The sequence below is a fragment of the Rhodoplanes sp. genome, assembly GCF_013377085.1.
GTDB lineage: Bacteria > Pseudomonadota > Alphaproteobacteria > Rhizobiales > Xanthobacteraceae > Rhodoplanes.
In genome coordinates this window covers 1-17,919 of sequence record NZ_JACAAX010000013.1, presented here as the reverse complement: position 1 = coordinate 17,919, position 17,919 = coordinate 1, and the positions used below count along the sequence as shown (strand labels likewise).

The following is a 17,919-nucleotide window of genomic DNA, read 5'->3' as shown; positions in this document are numbered from 1 at the left end:
TCATGACGATCCACGCCCGCACCGTTTCGCCCGCCACGCGCGGCCCGTCGCTCGACCGCCGGCTGTTCATGCAAGGCGCCGGCGGCCTCACCTTCGCGGTCGCGCTCGGCCTGCCCGCCAGCGCGGCCGAGGCCAAGCGCGTCGACCTCAGCCCGTGGGTGACGCTCGCGACCGACGGCACCATCATGATCCGCGGCCCGGCCATCGAGATGGGACAGGGGTCACGCACCTCGCTGCCGCTGATCTTCGCCGAGGAGATGGATGCCGACTGGAGCAAGGTGCAGATCGTGCGGGCGGCGCCGATCGATGCCGTCTACGGAAACCCAGGCTTCGGTGGGGCCATGTACACGGCCGGCAGCAGCGCCGTCACGGGCTACTACAAGGCGCTGCGCCAGTTCGGCGCGCAGGTCCGCATGGTGCTGCTCGACAATGCCGCGCGGCACTGGAACGTGCCGATCACCGAGCTCACCACCGAGCCGAGCGTCGTGGTCCACAAGGCGAGCAACCGCCGGCTCGGCTACGGCGAGATCGCCGCCTTCGCCGAGGTGCCGGCCAAGGCGCCGGAGGTGCGCGAGAGCGACCTGAAAGATCCGTCGAGGTTCCGCCTGATCGGCCACGACGTGATGCGGGTCGAGTTGCCGACCAAGATCAACGGCACGGCCGACTACGCCATCAACCTCAAGCTGCCCGGCATGATCTACGGCGCGGTGCTGCGCACGCCGGTGCCCGGCGACACGCCTGCGACGATCGACGACACGGCGGCGAAAGCCGTGCGCGGCTTCATCCAGACGGTGCCGCTTCCCTACGGGGTCGGCGTGCTGGCCGACAGCACGGCCGCGGCGCTGGCCGCGAAGGACGCCTTGAAGGTGACATGGGCCCGCAAGGCCAAGGGCTGGGGCTTCGACAGCGAGAAGGGGCTGAAGGAGTTCGCCGCCGCGGCGCGCGATCCCGCCCGGCCGTCGAAGCCGTGGGAGACGGCAGGCACCGGCGCCGCGGCGCTCGCCACCGCCGCGTCCGTCCACGAGGCGGAGTACGCTTGCGACTTCGCCTATCACGCCCAGATGGAGCCGCTCAACGCGATCGCCGCGGTGGCGCCGGACGGCCAGAGCTGCGGCCTGTGGGTCGGCACCCAGTCGCAGACCATGGCCGTGACGGCGACGGCCAACACGCTCGGCATCAGCCCCGACAAGGTGGCGTTCCACGAGCATCTGCTCGGCGGCGGCTTCGGCCGCCGCGGTCCCCGCGACATGGAGTTCGTGGTCGACGCCGTGCTGCTCTCCAACGCCGTGAAGAAGCCGGTCAAGATGGTGTGGTCGCGCGAGGACGACGTCCGCAACGGCCGCTTCCATCCGCTCACCGCACATCACATGCGGGCCGGCTTCGACGCGTCGGGCAAGCTGATCGCCTGGCATCACCGCAAGGCCGCCGACATCGTCACCGAGTTCCAGGACCCGGTGCGCTATCAGAAGGCCGGGCAGAAGGACTTCATCGGCATGCTCGGCGCCGAGCTGAAGACCTACGGCATTCCCAACCGGCAGGTCGACCAGATCACCATGGACAGCGGCATGCGCACCCAGGCGCTGCGCGGCATCGGGTTCGGGCCGAACAAATGGGCCGTCGAGGTCTTCCTGGACGAGCTGGCGCTGTCGCGCGGCGCCGATCCGCTCGCCTTCCGGCTCGACCTCCTCAAGGACGCGCCGCGCGCCCGCGCCGTAGTGGAGAAGGCGGGGCAGATGGCCGACTGGGGACGCAAGCGCGATGGCCGCGGCCTCGGCGTCGCCTATATCGACTATTCCGGCACCCAGATCGCCGGCGTGGTCGAGGTGTCGGTCGACCGCGCGAACGGGCAGATCAAGCTGCACGACGTGTGGATCGCGATGGACTGCGGCGTCGCGGTGCAGCCCGACAACATCGTCGCCCAGACCGAGGGTTGCGTCGTCTACGGCATCGGCCTGGCGCTGAGCGAGCGCATCACCATGGTGGACGGCGAGGTCCAGCAGTCGAACTTCTACGACTACCTGATCCCGCGCATGCGCGACGTGCCCCCCATTCATGTCGAGCTGATCGTCACGCAAAACCACCCGACCGGCGTCGGCCAGATGGCGACCCCGGTGATCGCCCCGGCGATCTCCAATGCGGTGGCGGCGCTGACCGGCAAGCGGCTGCGCCACATGCCGATGACGCCCGACCGGGTGCTGAGCGTGCTGAAGGCGTGACGACGGCGGCCCCTGCCGTTCCGGGGCGCACTACTCAGATCGGCGCGTCCCGCCGTCCGGGTGGTGCGAACCCGGACTCCAGCGGCGAGCTGCGACGATGGGGCCGGATTGCCGGGTCCGGCGCGCTGCGCCGGACCACGTCACCTGTCGCTGCTCGTCCGCTCGTCGCGACCGACCTTCAGTTCAGCGGCGTCTTGTTCGGCCGCACCTGCGGCACGTTCTTCCTCTTGATCTCGGCCTTGCCGTATGAGGCCCCGCCGTATCCCGAGCCGCCGGAGGCGACGCAGCCGCAGGGCGGCGGGATGTTCTTCGGTGGACCCGATCCCTGCAGGCATTTGTAGGTGGTGCCGGGTGGGCACTGCGGCGCGGCCGAGGCCGTCGTCGAGCCCGGACCGAGCAGAAGAATCGCAACGAACGAGGTTGCCAGCAGCTTGAACACCGGAGGCCTCCTGGCTTGCTTCAATTCCGCGGCTGCTTGTTCGGCCGCACCTGCGGCACGTTCGACTTCTTGACCTCGGCCTTGCCGTACGAGGCCCCGCCATATCCTTTCGCCGCGACGCAGTAGCAGAACGGTGGTCGATGGGGCCGCGGCTGAGGGCAGAACAGCGTCTTGCCCGGCGGGCACTGTTGTTCGGCAAATGCCTCGGTGGGGGCGAGGCCGAGCAGGAGTGCGGCGAATGCCGCCATTGCGAGAATGCTGCGCATCACCTGTCTCCCGTCTGTCGAAACGGACGCGCCACGACATCCTGGGCCGGGCCGCGGCCCGCGAGTTGACGCACATCAAGGTCGAGCGGAGTCCAGCCGGCCGGATCGAGGTCCCGGTCGAGGCACGCCGCCGCCCCGCGACGGCGCGGTCCCGCGAGGGACGACCCCTCGCTCAAAAACGTTCTGAATTGTCAGGATCTTGGTTGGTACAGCTGGGTGGACTCGAACCACCGACCTCCTGATCCACAGTCAGGCGCTCTAACCAACTGAGCTACAGCTGCACATCGCACCGAAGGCAAGACGCCGAAAGCGCGCGGACCCGCCCGGGCGGACCCGACGAGCGCGCGGAACCTAGGCGGAGACGATCGGTTTTGCAAGCCGGCGGCGAGGGCCGCCGCCGATCCTCGGATCGCCGGCGGGTCTGCCATGCGGGCGCCAACCGGCGCGGGCGCCAAGCGGCGCGGCGGTCAGGCGGCGCGGCTCGCCACCGCCATGGCGGCGCGGGCCCGGGCGGCATTGACGGCGTCGACCGAGCGGGAGATCGCCGACCACAGGCCGACGATCTCGGCGGCGGCCTGCGAGGCCGGGTCGACCTCCGGGGCGCTGGCGCCGGCGGCGAGCGACAAAGCGAAGCCGGCCCGCTGGGTGATCTGGCCCGACCACACCGGGATGCCGAGCTTGTCGAGATGCGAGCGGGCATAGGAGACGACCGGCGACTCCTTGTCGTCGCGCCGCGCCGGGGCGGCATTGATCACCACGGCATAGGGCTTGTTGCGCTCCTGCGCGGTCTTCACGGTCTCGCGCACGGCATGCAGGTCGAACAGGCCGGGCCGGGCCGGGATCACCACCAGGGTCGAGGCGCGGATCGCCTCGCTCACCACCACCCACATGGTCGGCGGCGTGTCGATGAACACCCAGTCGTAGCCTTCGAGCATGGCGACGGCGAGCAGGCCGTCGACCCCGCGGGCGGCGCTCTTGACCACCGGCTTGCCGTCGGGCCGCAGCGATTGCCAAAGGGTGAGAGATCCTTGCGGATCGGCATCGATCAGCAGGCAGCGTTGGCCGGCCAAATGGGCCGTGGCCGCGAGATGCGCGGTGAGGGTGCTCTTGCCCGCGCCGCCCTTGCGAGACGCAAAGGTAATGACGTTCATGGCTCTCTCCTCGGCTGCCTGGAACCGAGCCTGTCGCCAACATGGTTAACAGGCGGTAAATGGCTGAGGAGCGGCGATTTTTCGGGCCGGACGAAACCGGTTTTTCGTTTGCGGCAGCGGGACGTCGCCCAGGACCGCCACAGATTCGCCTCAGGTTTCAAATTCTTGCCGCAATCGCGAAGCGCAATCTTAAGTCGTTTTGGCTAGCCGACGCACGTGCCGGCCGAATCGGTCCGTCCCGGCAAAACAGAGGTACCGTTTTGCATTTTCACGCCGAATTCGGTCGACCACAGGTGATTCGTCAGTCACGCCGGTCGCCCGGCGTGCCCCGTCCGCCGCGCAGGCCGCGGGCCGCATCGACCAGATTCTTGGGCGCGAGAGGGGCGAAACGGAACACCACCCGATGGCTGCCTGATGGTACCTTGATGCCGCGGAACAGGACATCGACCGTCCGGATCGGTGTTTCGACACCGTCGACCTCGGCGACCCAGCCCGGATAGGCGAGGTCGTGCAGCACCAGCTCGGTCTCGCGATCGGCGTCGGTGGCGATCTCGACCCGGTCGGGCCGCCAGGCCGTAATCCTCGCGCCCTCCCTCGCGCCCTCCCTCGCGCCGGCCCTCGCGCCCTCGCCGCGCCCTGTCGTTTCGTCGTCGTTCGCGGACCCCCGCAATTCCGCCCGCGGGCGGGCCCCGGGCAGCCGGTAGATCCAGGCGTGCGGACCGGCCATCAGCACCTCGGCCGCCGGTCGGCGGGGCAGCCCGGGCATGGTCTCGATCGGCGCCCCGAGCACCAGCAGGGTCAGCCCGAGCTCTTTGGCGAGCGGCGAGTCGAACCCGTCGAACGACGTCGGGAAGGTGCGGAAGCCGAAGCGCCAGTTCTCCTCGGCCGGGGCAACCAGCCGATCATAGGCGCCGATGCGCAGCGGGCCGTAGCCGTTGGTCGCCTCGAAGCCGCGCACCATGGCGAGGTTCTGCCAGGCGCCGCCGAGCCCGATGATTTCCACGCGCGGCTTTTCGCCGGCGGCATGCGCCTCGGCGATCGCCCGGTCGAGCACGGCCAGCACGGCGGCGTCGGCAGGCAGAGGCGCCTCCAGCACGGCATAGTTTTCACGCGGCTCGGCGTTCAGACGGAAGGCGGCGTTCCAACCAACCAGTTCGGCGACGGCGAGAGTCGTGACGAGTCCGGCGGCGAGCGCGCGTTTGTTTGTTCGCGCGCCGAGCACCAAAGCAAGCGCGGCAATCGCGGCGATGCCGCCGGCCTGGGCCAGCGCACCGAGTGCATGCGCCGCATGTCCGGTGGCGTGGGCAAACAGCACGGCCGCACCCGCCGCCGCGGCGACCGCCGCCAGTGCGATCCCGCCCGGAACAAGATGCACCCGCGAAATACCCTCGCGCACATAGGCGGCCAGAAGCGCGCCGGCGAGCGGCGCCAGCGCCGCCGTCAGCACGAAGGCGCCGTCGACCGGCCGGCGGAACAGATCGACGCCCGGCAGATGCGCGAAGGCGAGCGGAAAGGCCGGCGTGTAGCGGCCCAGCATATAAAGAAGCGCCGCCACGGCGACGGCGGTCCACACCCGGCAGCCGCGGCGCCACAGGCCGCCGCCGGCGAGGCCGAGCCAGGCGATCAGCAGCATCGGCGTGGCGCCGACGAACAGATAGTTGAACGAGTCGTCCGTGTTGGCGAGATCGGGCGTAGCCGGTCCGCCCGGGCCGAAATAGGCGCCATGGGTGCCGAGCACGTCGGCCGCGAACAAAGTCGCCAGATTGGCCGGATGCAGCGAGCCGGCGAGCGCATCGGCGAGCGTCACGGCCGGCCGGTTCGACAGCGCGGCGAACTGCAGGGTCAGCAGCATCGGCACGGCGGCGAGCGCCACCGCGACGACGACCATCACGGCGAGCACGCCGAGCCGGCGGCGAAGATACACGAGCGGCCGCGGCGCGCCGGCGAGGCAGCCGATCGCCACGGCCGCGACGACGACGCACAGAAGCAGCGCCGCCTGGTTGCGGCCGAGCACCAGCAGGGCCGCGGCGATGCCGGCCGCGACCGCAAAGACATACGACACGCGGTCGAGCGCGACCTCGATCAGCAGCAGCACGCTCGGCACCAGGGCGTAGCTGACGATCATCCCGGTGTGCTGCAGCCGCCCGGCCGCGGCACCGCCCAGCATGAACAGCACCGCGGCCAGCACGCAAGGCGCCGCCGGCCACCGCGCCCGAAAACCGAGCGCCGCGAGCGCGAGGGCGCCGACCAGCAGATGCACCGACACCAGCACATCGAAGGTGCGCAGCGACGGGGCAGGATCGATCAGCGCGAAGACGACGAACAGCGGCGCGAACACCAGCGACTGCGGATCCGCGATGCTGGGAAAGCCGCCGTAGTAGAACGGATTCCAGAACGGCGTCGCACCGGCCTGCAGGGCGCCGGCGAGAAAGCGGAAGAACGCAAAAACCTGGTTCTTGGGATCCCACGGCACCACGGTGCCGGCCACGATCGTGCGGGCGACCGCGACGCCCCACACGGCGACCACCGCCGCGACGACGACGCCGAGCCGCGCACGGGGGGCGGACACGTCCTGGATCGATTCATGGTCCGACAGCCAGCGCATCCGCGGATTCACCTCTCGTAACTTTGCGCCCCTGCAGAACCCGTCATTCCGGGGCGCGAACCGACGGTTCGCGAGCCCGGAATCCATAGCCCCGGTGCCGATTGCTCTCGAAAGACAGGGGTTATGGGTCCCGGGCTCGGCGCTGCGCGCCGCCCCGGGACGACCGGAGTGGTTCCCGCAAAGCCCTCCAGAAGGGAGATGCAAGCAGACGCCATCGCAATGGTGTGGGGCAACATTCAGCCGCAGTCATTCGCACGCGTCATCGAAAAGACCTGCTACACTGCGCGGACAAGATGTCGCAGCGATTCACCGCTGCTTGGTTCCTATACCCACGCCATGGCTTTTGGTCGGATTTGCGATGCGTCGGGCATGAGCGACACGGATTTCTCGCGGCCCGGCAGCCAGCCGCCGCGATCCGCGATGCGCGACCGCGCGCGGTGAGCTGATGCGGATCGCGCTCATCGCCCTGCTGCCGCTTCTCGGCGCGCTGCTGCCGCCGCTCGCCATCCGGGCCGGACGCAACGCCTGCACGGCCGTCACGGCCGCCGTCACGGTGGCGGCGCTGGTGCTGCTCGCCGCCGACGCGCCCGCCGTCTTCGACGGCGAAGCCGTGCGGACCACGGCCGACTGGGTGCCGCAGCTCGGTCTCTCGTTCAGCTTCTTTCTCGACGGACTCGGTCTGTTCTTCGCCGCGCTGATCCTCGGCATCGGCCTGCTGATCATCGTCTATGCCCGCTTCTATCTCGACCGCGCCGAGCCGATCGGAAAATTCTTCGCCTATCTGCTGCTGTTCCAGGGCGCCATGACGGGCATCGTCGTCAGCGACAATGTCCTGCTGCTCGTCGTGTTCTGGGAGCTGACCAGCCTCTCCTCGTTCCTGCTGATCGGCTGGTGGCACCAGGCGCCCGAGGGGCGCCAGGGTGCCCGCATGGCGCTGGTCGTCACCGGCGGCGGCGGGCTGTTGCTGATGGCCGGCATGCTGCTGCTCGGCCATGCCGCCGGCTCGTTCGATCTCACCGATATTCTCCGGCGCGGCGACGTGGTGCGGGCCTCGCCGCTCTACCTGCCGATCCTGCTGCTGGTGCTCGGCGGCGCCTTCACCAAGTCGGCGCAGGTGCCGTTCCATTTCTGGCTGCCGCACGCCATGGCGGCGCCGACCCCGGTCTCGGCCTATCTGCACTCCGCCACCATGGTGAAGGCCGGCGTGTTCCTGCTCGCACGGCTGTGGCCCGTGCTGGCCGGCACCGAGATCTGGACCCTGATCGTCACGCCGGTCGGTCTCGTCACCATGCTGGTCGGCGCCTGGATCGCGCTGCTCAAGACCGACCTCAAGGCGATTCTCGCCTACTCCACCGTCAGCCATCTCGGCCTGATGACCATGCTGCTCGGCTTCGGCACGCCGGCCGCGGCGCTCGCCTGCATCTTCCACATCCTCAATCACGCGACCTTCAAGGCGGCGCTGTTCATGAGCGCCGGCATCGTCGACCACGAGGCCGGCAGCCGCGACATCCGCCGCCTCGGCGGCCTCCTCTGGCTGATGCCGATCGCGGCGACGCTGTCGCTGGTCGCCGCCGCATCGATGGCCGGCGTGCCGCTGCTCAACGGCTTTCTCTCCAAGGAGATGATGCTCGAGGCCGCCGCCCACGCCAGCTACGCCGGCAATGCCTGGATTCTTGGAACGCTCGCCACCGTCGGGGCGCTGCTGTCGGTCGCCTATTCGGCCCGCTACGCGATCGGCGTGTTTCTGGGGCCCCGCCGCAGCGACTATCCGCACGCCCCGCACGATCCGCCGGCCGGCATGTGGGGCCCGGTCGCCGTGCTGGTGGTGCCCGTGATCGCCATCGGGCTCATGCCGCAGTTTTTCGCCGGGCCGATCGTGGAACTCGCGGCGTCCGCGACCGTCGGGCCGGCGCCGCTGCCGGACGTGACGCTGGCGCTGTGGCACGGCATCACCCCGGCGCTGCTGATGAGCCTCGCGGCGTTCGCGGGCGGCGCCGTGCTGTATGCGGTCCGGACGTCGCTGGCGCGGCTGGTGGCGCGGGCGCCCCGGATCGAGGCCAAGGCCGTGTTCGACGGCGGCGTCGCGATTTTGGTCGCCGCCTGTCGGCGCGTGATCGAAGGGCTGCACACGGACTCGCTGCCGCGCTATCTCGCCGTCATCACGGCAACCATCGTCGTGGTCGGCGCCGCCGGCTTCTTCGCGGGCACCCACGCGGCGGGTGCGCGCGAAGAACTGGCCGTGACGCTGCCGGCGATCGTCGCCTTCGTGCTGCTCGCGAGCACCAGCCTGGCCGCGCTGGTCGTGCACCGGCAACGGCTGCTGACCCTGGTGCTGACCAGCGTGGCCGGCCTGATCGTCTCGCTCGCCTTCCTGCAGTTCTCGGCCCCGGACCTCGCCCTCACCCAGATCGCCGTCGAGGTGGTGGCCACCATCCTGCTGCTGCTCGCCCTCAACCTGCTGCCCAGGACGTCGCCGGCCGAGCCAGGCTTGTCGCGAAAGCTGCGCGACGGCGTCATCGCCGCAGCCGGCGGGCTCGGCGCCGCCGGCCTCGCCTTCGCCGTGATGACGCGCGATGCGGCGACCATCTCGGGCTTCCACGTCGCCCGCGCGCTGCCGGAGGGCGGCGGCGCCAATGTGGTCAACGTGATCCTGGTCGACTTCCGCGGCTTCGACACGTTCGGGGAGATCATCGTGCTGGTGATCGCGGCGCTCGCCGTGGTGGCGCTGCTCGACACCGCGCTCAAGGGCGCCGCGGCGCGCCGGCTCGACACGCTGCGCCGGGAGCCGAAGTCGGCCGACGTCCACCCGACCGTGCTGGTGGTCGTCACCCGCGCGCTGCTGCCGCTGGCGCTGACGGTCGGCGCCTACATCTTTTTGCGCGGCCACAATCAGCCGGGCGGCGGCTTCATCGCCGGCCTGGTGGTGGCAATCGCCCTGATCATGCAGACCATGGCGAGCGGCACCGACTGGACGGCCGACCGCCGCCGCGTCGACGCCCATGTGCTGCTCGGCGCCGGCGTGCTGATCGCCGGAGCGACCGGGCTCGGCGCCGTGCTGCTCGGCCGGCCGTTCCTCACCAGCGCGTTCGCGCATGTCCATCTGCCGCTCGTCGGCGACATCGAGCTCGCCACCGCCATGCTGTTCGACACCGGCGTGTTTCTCGCCGTGGTCGGCACCGTGGTGCTGGCCCTCGCCCGCATCGCCCGGGTCGAGCGGCGGGCCGATCGCACTGCCGTGTCGGGGATGCCGGCGCCGAGCCGCCGCGGGGAGGCCTGAATGGAGCTTTTGGTCGCCGCCGGCATCGGCCTCCTCACCGCCGTGGGCCTCTATCTGGTGCTGCGCCCGCACAGCTTCACCATGATCGTCGGCACCGTGTTCCTCTCCTATGCCGTGAACCTGTTCCTGTTCGCCATGGGCCGCCTCACCCTCGACCGGCCGCCGCTGGTCGACGCCGGCGCGACCTCGTATGCGGACCCGCTGCCGCAGGCGCTGGTGCTCACTGCCATCGTCATCTCGTTCGGCATGACGGCGCTCGCCGTGGTGCTGGCGCTGCGCGGTTTTCTGGAGACCGGCTCCGACCGGGTCGACGGCGGCCGGCCCGACCCGGAGCCAGCGCCGACGGATCGTGCGGGAGAGGCGCCATGATGCCGAAAAACCAACCTGCCTTCACAACCGTCGTCATCGCCGGGCTTGACCCGGCGATCCATCATCCTGCGGACAAAGCCTTTTTTCGAACCATGATGGATGCGCGGGTCGCGCCCGCGCATGACGCTCTCAGGCATGACAGGGGAGAGGGAGGGGAGCCGCCGCGCCTTCTTCTCCCCTCCCCCCGCGAGCGAAGCTCGTGGCGGGGCGCGCTCTTGCGCGCCAAAGGGGTCGGGGGTGGGGGGCAGCCTCGACCAACGGCGCAGGCCGTCACATGACTCCCCTGCCCTTCACCGGCCTGATCGTGATGCCGATCGTGCTGCCGGCGCTGACGGCGGCCGTGCTGGTGCTGGCGTTCCGGTACCGGCTCGACCTGCAGCGCATCGTCTCGGTCGGCGCGGCCGCGCTGCTGCTCGCCGTCGCGATTGCGCTGTATGCGTCGGCACGTGACGGCGATGTGCAGCCTTATGCGCTCGGCAATTGGCCGGCGCCGTTCGGCATCACGCTGGTGCTCGATCGGCTGTCGGCCACCATGGTGCTGCTCACCGCACTGGTCGGTCTCGCGGTCACGCTCTACGCGATCACCGGGTGGGACCGGCGCGGCCGCCACTTCCATCCGCTGCTGCAGTTCCAGCTCATGGGCCTGAGCGGCGCCTTCCTGACCGGCGACGTGTTCAACCTGTTCGTCTTCTTCGAGGTGATGCTGATCGCGTCCTACGCCCTGATGCTGCACGGCGGCGGCGCCCGGCGGCTGAAGGCCGGCCTCACCTATGTCGCCATCAACCTGATCGGCTCGACGCTGTTCCTGTTCGCGGTCGGCGTCATCTATGCCGTGACGGGCACGCTCAACATGGCGGACCTCGCCGCCAAGGTGGCGACCGTGGCGCCCGCCGACGAGGCGCTGCTGCGCACCGGCGCGCTCCTCCTGCTGCTCGTGTTCGCCCTGAAGGCCGCATTGGTGCCGCTGCACTGGTGGCTGCCCGGCGCCTATGCGGCCGCCCCCGGCCCGGTGGCGGCGATGTTCATGCTGATGACCAAGGTCGGCGCCTACGCGATCCTGCGCGTCTACACGCTGGTGTTCGGTGTCGACGCCGGCGCGGTGGCGAATGTCGCTTCGCCCTGGGTGGTGCCGGCCGCGCTTCTGACCCTGGCGCTCGGCGCCGCCGGCGTGCTGGCGAGCCGCAGCCTCACAGCCCTCGCCTGCTTCTCGGTGGTCTGGTCGATGGGCTCGCTGCTCACGGCGTTCGGCCTGTTCGACTTCGGCGGCATCGCGGCGGGCCTCTATTATCTGCTGCACAGCACGCTCGCCGGCGCGGCGCTGTTTCTGCTCGTCGACCTCGTCGCAGGCGTGCGCGACGGCGCCGCCGATCGCATCGTGCCGACCCCGGCCCTGCCGCAGGGCGCGCTGTTCGCCGGCCTGTTCTTCGTCGCCGGCATCGCCGTCGCCGGCCTGCCGCCGCTGTCCGGCTTCGTCGGCAAGCTTCTGCTGCTCGACGCGACCGGCTCGGCACCGGGCGCCGCCGTGATCTGGACCGTCGTGCTGGCGACCAGCCTGGCCGTGATCCTCGGCTTCGCCCGGGCCGGCAGCACGCTGTTCTGGAAGACCGCGCCCGGTCCGGCCGTACCAGCGCGACCGGGTCGCGCCGCGATGCTGCCCACCGTCGTCTGCATCGCGGTGCTGGGCGCCACTGCGTTGCTGGCGGCCTTCGCCGGCCCGGTCACGGCCGAGCTCGACGCGACCGCGCGCCAGCTTCTCGACACGGCGGCCTATCGGCGCGCCGTCGCCCCGGTGCAGTCGGCCGCGATGCCGTCGGGGGGAACGCCATGAGGCACCTCTTGCCCCACCCGCTCCTCAGCGTCGTCGTCGCGTTCGTCTGGATCGGGCTCGCCAACTCCCTGTCGGCCGGCAACCTGCTGCTCGGCGCCGGGCTCGGCGTTCTCATCCCGCTCTACACCCGCCGCTACTGGCCGGGGCGGGTCACCATCAAGCGCCCGCTTCGGGTCCTGGAATATTTCGCGATCGTCGCCTGGGACATTCTGGTGTCGAACGTGCAGGTCGCCGGCCTGATCCTGTTCCGCTCGGGGCCAAAGCTGCGCTCGGTGTTCGTCAGCGTGCCGCTGGAGCTGCGCACCCCCGAGGCCATCGCGGTGCTGACCGGCACCATCACGCTGACGCCCGGCACGGTCAGCGCCGACCTTTCCGCCGACGGCCGCGCCGTGCTGGTGCACTGCCTCGACGCCGCCGATCCGGACGCTGTGGTCCGCACCATAAAATCCCGCTACGAGCGACGCCTGAAGGACATCTTCGAATGATCGAGACAGCCTGCATGGTCGCCTTTGCCGCGATCAGCGTCGCGGCGCTTCTCAATCTCTGGCGGCTCGCCGTCGGCCCCGACGTGGTCGACCGGATTCTCGCGCTCGACACATTGGTGGTGAACGCCATCGCGCTCGTGGTGGTGACGGGCATCTGGTGGGCCACCGCGGTCTATTTCGAGGCGGCGCTGCTGTTCGCCATGGTCGGCTTTTTGTCGACGGTGGCGTTCTGCAAGTACCTGCTGCGCGGCAACGTCATCGAGTGAGGACACATGGCTCATCTCTCCGACATCGTCGTCGCCGGCCTGATCCTGGTGGGGTCGTTCTTTCTGCTGGTCGGTTCGCTCGGGCTGGCCACCCTGCCCGACCTGATGCGCCGGCTGCACGCGCCGACAAAGGCGACGACGCTCGGCATCGGCGCGCTGCTGATCGCCTCGACGGTCCATTTCACGGTCGCGACCGGGACGCCGTCGCTGCACGAGGTGCTGATCACGCTGTTCCTGTTCATCACCGCGCCGGTGTCGGCCCACATGCTGGCGAAGGCCCATATCCTGCGCCATCCCGACCTGCAGGCGCGGCTGCCGGTGCCGGACAACTCCGGCTGGGCGACCGTGACGCCGCCGCCCGAGGACGCGTGCGAGCCGCGATAGCGGTTTTCACAAACTCCGACTCGTCATTCGCGGGCTCGACCCGCGAATCCATCATTTGAAAAGACCTTCTTTCGAAGATCGATGGATTGCCGGGTCGAGCCCGGCAATGACCAAAACGATCGACGACACCGAAGACTGGAATAATTGATCGTCGCCTCAGGGCCCGATGCCCTCGAGCGCTGCGGCGAGCCGGTCGAGCGCCGCGGCCACCATCGGGCCGCCGCAGATGGTGAGCGCCTCGGGGATGACGATGCGCCGCTGCGGCGGATAGAGCCGCGTCAGCGCCGGATGCAGCAGGAAGGCCTGGCCCTGGTCCTCGGCGCTCTCGGCGGCACTGGCGACCAGCACGAGATCCGGCCGCGCCGCGACGATCGCCTCCAGCGACGCGAAGCCGCCGGTGGCGATGCCGAGCTCGCCGGCCGCATTGGACAGTCCCGCCGCAGCGAGCAGTGCGCTCATCAGGCTGTCGATGCCGGGCACCCAGCCGCGCCGCGACACCGCGAGCACGCGCAGCCCGCTCCTCGACCCGGCATTCCGGGCGCGCAAGAGCGCGGCGTCGATGGCGGCGATGTGGGCGCTCGCCCGCTCCGGATGACCGACCAGCGCGCCCATGCGGGCGAGCTGTGCCTTGGCCTCGTCGATCGAGCGAGCGATGTCGAAATCGGCGACGGCAAGGCCGCGGCGCGCCAACAGCTCTCGGGTGGCGCGGCGCTCGAAGCGGCCGGCGACGACGAGATCGGGCCGCAGCATCATCACGTCCTCGGCGCCGCCCGACAGCGCCGGATGGCGCGCCGCCTCCGCCGCCGCCCACGACATGCCGGAGTCGCGCGCATAGGGGCTCAGGCCGATGATCTGCTCCGGATCGGCGACCGCCAGCAGGAGCTGGTCGGTGCACAGATTGAGCGAGGCGATTCTTTTGGGCGCGTCGGCGGCGTGGACGGCCGTGGCGACGAGAAGAAGCGCGGCGACACCGAGTCTCCGGATCATCCGCCGTGCAATAGACCGGCGCTGCAGGCCCCCCACCCCCGACCCCTCCCCGCCACGCACTACGTGCGCGGGGGGAGGGGAGCCGCAGCGCCCGTCTTCTCCCCTCCCCCCGCTCGCGAAGCGAGTGGCGGGGCGCGCCCTTGCGCGCCAGAGGGGTCGGGGGTGGGGGGAAAGGCGCGGAAACGTGCGCCGGCAAAGGCGCATGGGCGCCTGGAGCCAATCCATCCCGTTCCGCATCACACCGCCGCCCATGGCACGATCACGGGCTGGCCGTCCTGGCCGCCCCGGAAGGCGCTGATCCGGAACACGTCGGCGAGCGGGCCTGGCCCGAGCGCCTCGGCGGGCGGGCCGTCCATCGCCAGGCGGCCGTCGCGCAGCACCAGCACGCGGTCGGCGAAGCGCGCCGCGAGGCCGAGATCGTGCGTCACCACGATCACCAGGGCGCCGCCGCGCGCCGCCCGCTGCAGCAGCCCCAAGACCTCGATCTGAAAGTACGGGTCGAGCGAGGCGACCGGCTCGTCGGCCAGCATCACGGGCGCCTCGACGGCGAGCATGCGGGCGAGCGCGACGCGGCTCTTCTCGCCGCCGGACAGCTCGGTGACGGGGCGATCGGCGAGACTGTCGAGATCGGCGGCCCGCATGGCGCGCTCCACCGCCTCGGCGTCGGGGCGCGACAGCCGCGCCGGATCGACGGCGCCGTGCGGATAGCGGCCGAGCGCGACGACGTCGCGCACCGGCAGCGGCCAGTGCACCACATGGCCCTGCGGCAGATAGGCGAACTTTTTCGCGCGGTCACGTGCCGTGAGCGATGCCACCGGGGTGCCGTCGACGGTCAGCACGCCGCGCGACGCCACCAGCCCCGACATGGCGCGCAACAGCGTGGTCTTGCCGGCGCCGTTGGGGCCGACCAGCGCGACGAGGTTTTCACGCGGCAGTGCGAACGAGACGTCCGTGATCACGTCGCGGCCGCCGATCGCGACGCACAGGCGCTCCGCCGTGAGAAGGCCGGCGCTCATCCGACGCCTCCGGACAGCGCCCGGCGCTCGCGCACGATCAGATAGAGGAAGAACGGCACGCCGATCAGCGCCGTCAAAACGCCGACCCGCACGCTGTTGGTCGACGGCAGGAGGCGCACCGCGATGTCGGCGGCGGTGAGCAGCGCGGCGCCGACCAGCGCACTCGGCACCAGGAGGCGCGCCGGATCCCAGCCGACCAGCGGCCTGGCGAGATGCGGGCCGACCAGGCCGATGAAGCCGATCGTCCCGGACACCGCGACCGAGCCGCCGACCCCCAGCGCGACGCCGAGGATCACGGCGAGCCGCAGCCGCGACACGTCGACGCCGAGGCTCTCGGCCGTCTCCTCGCCGAGGCTGAGCGCCCGAAACGCGTGGCGCTGCGACAGCAGGATCGCCCCGCCGGCCAGGATGAAGGGCAGCGCCATCGCGACGTGGCGGATGCTGCGATCCTCCAGCGAGCCGAGCAGCCAGAAGGAGATTTCCAGCGCCGCAAACGGGTTGGGCGCGAGATTCATGGTCAGCGCCGTGCCGGCGCCGGCGAGGCTCGACAGCGCCAGGCCGGCCAGGATCAACAGCAGCAGCCCGGCATTGCGGCCGGCGATCACCAGCAGCACGAACACCGAGACGAAGGCCGCGACGATGGCGGCCAGCGGCAGCGCGAACGACAGCACGTCGGCGAGCCCGGTGGCGATCACCAGCACGGCCCCCAGCGCCGCCGCCTGCGGGGCACCGAACAGCTCGGGCGCCGCCAAGGGATTCCTGAGCAGGCCCTGCAGGGCGGCACCCGACAGGCCGAGCACGCCGCCGACCGCGACCGCCAGCACGGCGCGCGGCAGCCTGATTTCCTGGACGATGATGCGTTGCTCCTCGCTGCCGCCGCCAAAGAGCGCGGTGGCGACGACGTCGGGCGACAGCCGCACCGGCCCGATGCCGAGCGAGAGCAGGAACAGCAGCACGACGAGGCCGCCGAGCAGCAGCACGGGCGCGCGCCCGACCGCGCGTGCCACGAGCGCGGTGACGCCGGCCGTGCGGACCGCTTCGGTTGCTTTCAAGGACTGTTCCTCCGTCGACCCGCCGTCGAACGAGCGCATGCCGTCGCCGGCCGGTCTCCTGGCTCGCGGATCGGTCTCGTCCGCCTTCCCGGCCGAAGGAGCCAGTGGCGCGTGGACGAAAAGCTCCGCTCACAGTTGCGGGGGCAGCCGCGGCCTTGGGCGTTTTCCCGGAGGGAGGTTGTCCCAGACGGGAGAGAGGCCCGCACCGCGTTCCCGTTTCACCTCTCGGGCGAGAGGCACCGGCGACAGGGCCCTTTAGACCACAGAGGTTTTCGGCGCACAAGGATGGGCCGGCGCGCGAATTCGACAGCGTCGTTCCGGGGCGGCCCGCAGGGCCGAGCCCGGAACCCATACGCCCTGTCTCTCGATCACAATCAGCACCGGGGTTATGGATTCCGGGCTCGCGGGCCGACGGCCCGCGCCCCGGAATGACGGGATGGGCGACCGGCCGCTAGTATGCGGCATCGATTCTGCCGCCGGGCTCGCGGGGCCGGCGGCGTTGTTCAACGACGGCACGCGTGCGCCATGCTCGACTTGTCCATCCGCCTGCTCGTGCTCGTCGTCGCTGCCGGCGTCGAGGCCATGCTCGCCTATCCGGACGCGCTGTTTCGCGCGATCGGCCATCCGGTGTCGTGGATCGGTTCTCTCATTGCGGCACTCGACCATACCCTCAACCGCCCCGGCTGGCCGGACGCCCGGCGCCGTGCCGCCGGCGTCGGTTGCGTCGTGCTGCTGCTGATCGTCGCCGTCGCGGCCGGCATCACGATCGAGACTTTTGCACATGCGACGGCGCCGCTCGGCCTCGCCGTGGTCGTCGTGGCCGTGGCGATGCTGATCGCGTCCGGAAATCTCGACCGGCATGTCGGCGCGGTCGCTGGCGCCCTGGAGGCGGACGGCTTGGCGGGCGGGCGCCGCGAGGTGGCCAAGATCGTCGGGCGCGATCCGGCGACACTCGACGAGGCGGCGGTGTGCCGGGCCGCCATCGAGAGCCTGGCCGAGAACGCCTCGGACGGCGTCACGGCGCCGGCCTTCTGGTTCGTGGTCGGAGGCCTGCCCGGCATGATCGCCTACAAGGCGATCAACACGGCCGACAGCATGATCGGCCACAAGACCGAACGGCACCGCGCCTTCGGCTGGGCGGCGGCGCGGCTCGACGATCTGGTCAATCTGCCGGCCTCGCGCCTCACCGGCCTGATGCTGGTCGCGGCAGCGAGCGTGGTGCCGGGTGCGTCAGTTCGCGGCGCATGGCTCGCGATGCGCCGCGACGCCCAAAAGCACACGTCGCCCAATGCCGGCTGGCCGGAGGCCGCCATGGCGGGCGCACTCGGCCTGAAGCTCGCCGGCCCGCGCGTCTATGCCGGCGCCCGCGTCGACGCCGCCTGGATGGGCGGCGGCCGCAGCGAGGCGACCGCGCAGGATGTTGTTCGTGCGCTGCGACTCTATCGGGTGGCGTTCGTGGGAACGGCGGTGGTGCTGGCGGCGGTCGCGCTGATGATCGTGACGTGATCAGATGAGACGTGGGCTCTCATACGGTTTCCGGGTGATTGACTCGGAGGATTCCGAGACTGTTGCGAAGCA

At 70.6% G+C, this 17,919-nt stretch carries 16 protein-coding genes, 1 tRNA gene and 1 riboswitch; of the genes, 9 read left to right on the top strand and 8 right to left on the bottom strand.

From position 1 onward, the window contains the following. Window positions 1-2 precede the first annotated feature (2 nt). Window positions 3-2,216, top strand: coding sequence for a molybdopterin cofactor-binding domain-containing protein (locus tag HXX10_RS11435; RefSeq protein ID WP_296522338.1), 2,214 nt, complete (start codon window positions 3-5; stop codon window positions 2,214-2,216). Between the two features lie 178 nt (window positions 2,217-2,394). On the opposite strand, the gene HXX10_RS11430 is transcribed toward HXX10_RS11435, so the two are convergent. The 5 genes from HXX10_RS11430 to HXX10_RS11410 all read right to left on the bottom strand — a co-directional run bounded on the left by HXX10_RS11430 (window position 2,395) and on the right by HXX10_RS11410 (window position 6,641). After that, window positions 2,395-2,655: a hypothetical protein gene (locus HXX10_RS11430; protein ID WP_296522337.1), complete on the bottom strand. Its 261-nt coding sequence runs from the start codon at window positions 2,653-2,655 to the stop codon at window positions 2,395-2,397. A gap of 20 nt (window positions 2,656-2,675) precedes the next feature. Further along, window positions 2,676-2,921 (bottom strand): hypothetical protein, encoded by a 246-nt coding sequence (locus HXX10_RS11425; protein ID WP_296522335.1) that lies wholly within the window; start codon window positions 2,919-2,921, stop codon window positions 2,676-2,678. Between the two features lie 204 nt (window positions 2,922-3,125). Next, a tRNA-His gene (locus tag HXX10_RS11420) sits at window positions 3,126-3,202 on the bottom strand. Between the two features lie 186 nt (window positions 3,203-3,388). Further along, a complete protein-coding gene (locus HXX10_RS11415; protein WP_296522334.1) occupies window positions 3,389-4,072 on the bottom strand; it encodes a ParA family protein in 684 nt (227 codons plus the stop codon). A gap of 301 nt (window positions 4,073-4,373) precedes the next feature. Then, window positions 4,374-6,641 carry a YfhO family protein gene (locus HXX10_RS11410; RefSeq protein WP_296522333.1) on the bottom strand — a complete coding sequence of 756 codons (2,268 nt, stop codon included), beginning with the start codon at window positions 6,639-6,641 and terminating at the stop codon, window positions 4,374-4,376. A gap of 234 nt (window positions 6,642-6,875) precedes the next feature. On the opposite strand from HXX10_RS11410, the gene HXX10_RS11405 reads away from it, so the two are divergent. The 7 genes from HXX10_RS11405 to HXX10_RS11375 all read left to right on the top strand — a co-directional run bounded on the left by HXX10_RS11405 (window position 6,876) and on the right by HXX10_RS11375 (window position 13,286). Beyond that, entirely contained in the window at window positions 6,876-7,118 is a 243-nt protein-coding gene (locus HXX10_RS11405; protein ID WP_296522332.1) for a hypothetical protein, read from the top strand. A gap of 4 nt (window positions 7,119-7,122) precedes the next feature. Further along, a complete protein-coding gene (locus HXX10_RS11400; RefSeq protein ID WP_296522331.1) occupies window positions 7,123-9,954 on the top strand; it encodes a monovalent cation/H+ antiporter subunit A in 2,832 nt (943 codons plus the stop codon). Further along, window positions 9,955-10,323, top strand: coding sequence for a Na+/H+ antiporter subunit C (locus tag HXX10_RS11395; protein WP_296522330.1), 369 nt, complete (start codon window positions 9,955-9,957; stop codon window positions 10,321-10,323). Window positions 10,324-10,597: 274 nt separating this feature from the next. Continuing rightward, window positions 10,598-12,151, top strand: coding sequence for a monovalent cation/H+ antiporter subunit D (locus tag HXX10_RS11390; protein ID WP_296522329.1), 1,554 nt, complete (start codon window positions 10,598-10,600; stop codon window positions 12,149-12,151). Then, on the top strand, window positions 12,148-12,636 hold the full coding sequence (locus HXX10_RS11385) for a Na+/H+ antiporter subunit E (protein WP_296522328.1): 489 nt from the start codon (window positions 12,148-12,150) through the stop codon (window positions 12,634-12,636). The genes HXX10_RS11390 and HXX10_RS11385 overlap by 4 nt, the downstream gene beginning before the upstream one ends. Next, window positions 12,633-12,902, top strand: coding sequence for a K+/H+ antiporter subunit F (locus tag HXX10_RS11380; RefSeq protein WP_296522327.1), 270 nt, complete (start codon window positions 12,633-12,635; stop codon window positions 12,900-12,902). Before HXX10_RS11385 ends, HXX10_RS11380 begins: the two co-directional genes overlap by 4 nt. A gap of 6 nt (window positions 12,903-12,908) precedes the next feature. Then, window positions 12,909-13,286 carry a Na+/H+ antiporter subunit G gene (locus HXX10_RS11375; RefSeq protein ID WP_296522326.1) on the top strand — a complete coding sequence of 126 codons (378 nt, stop codon included), beginning with the start codon at window positions 12,909-12,911 and terminating at the stop codon, window positions 13,284-13,286. A gap of 156 nt (window positions 13,287-13,442) precedes the next feature. Here the strand turns inward: HXX10_RS11375 and HXX10_RS11370 are convergent, their stop codons facing one another. The 3 genes from HXX10_RS11370 to HXX10_RS11360 form a co-directional block, all read right to left on the bottom strand. Beyond that, a complete protein-coding gene (locus HXX10_RS11370; RefSeq protein ID WP_296522325.1) occupies window positions 13,443-14,273 on the bottom strand; it encodes an ABC transporter substrate-binding protein in 831 nt (276 codons plus the stop codon). Window positions 14,274-14,509: 236 nt separating this feature from the next. Then, entirely contained in the window at window positions 14,510-15,289 is a 780-nt protein-coding gene (locus tag HXX10_RS11365; RefSeq protein WP_296522324.1) for an ABC transporter ATP-binding protein, read from the bottom strand. Then, a complete protein-coding gene (locus tag HXX10_RS11360; protein WP_296522323.1) occupies window positions 15,286-16,341 on the bottom strand; it encodes an iron ABC transporter permease in 1,056 nt (351 codons plus the stop codon). Before HXX10_RS11360 ends, HXX10_RS11365 begins: the two co-directional genes overlap by 4 nt. Before the next feature lie 30 nt (window positions 16,342-16,371). Continuing rightward, window positions 16,372-16,600: riboswitch (cobalamin riboswitch) on the bottom strand. A 266-nt stretch (window positions 16,601-16,866) separates the two neighbouring features. On the opposite strand from HXX10_RS11360, the gene cbiB reads away from it, so the two are divergent. Further along, window positions 16,867-17,847, top strand: a complete 981-nt coding sequence (gene cbiB / locus HXX10_RS11355) for an adenosylcobinamide-phosphate synthase CbiB (RefSeq protein WP_296522322.1) — start codon at window positions 16,867-16,869, stop codon at window positions 17,845-17,847. Window positions 17,848-17,919 lie beyond the last annotated feature (72 nt).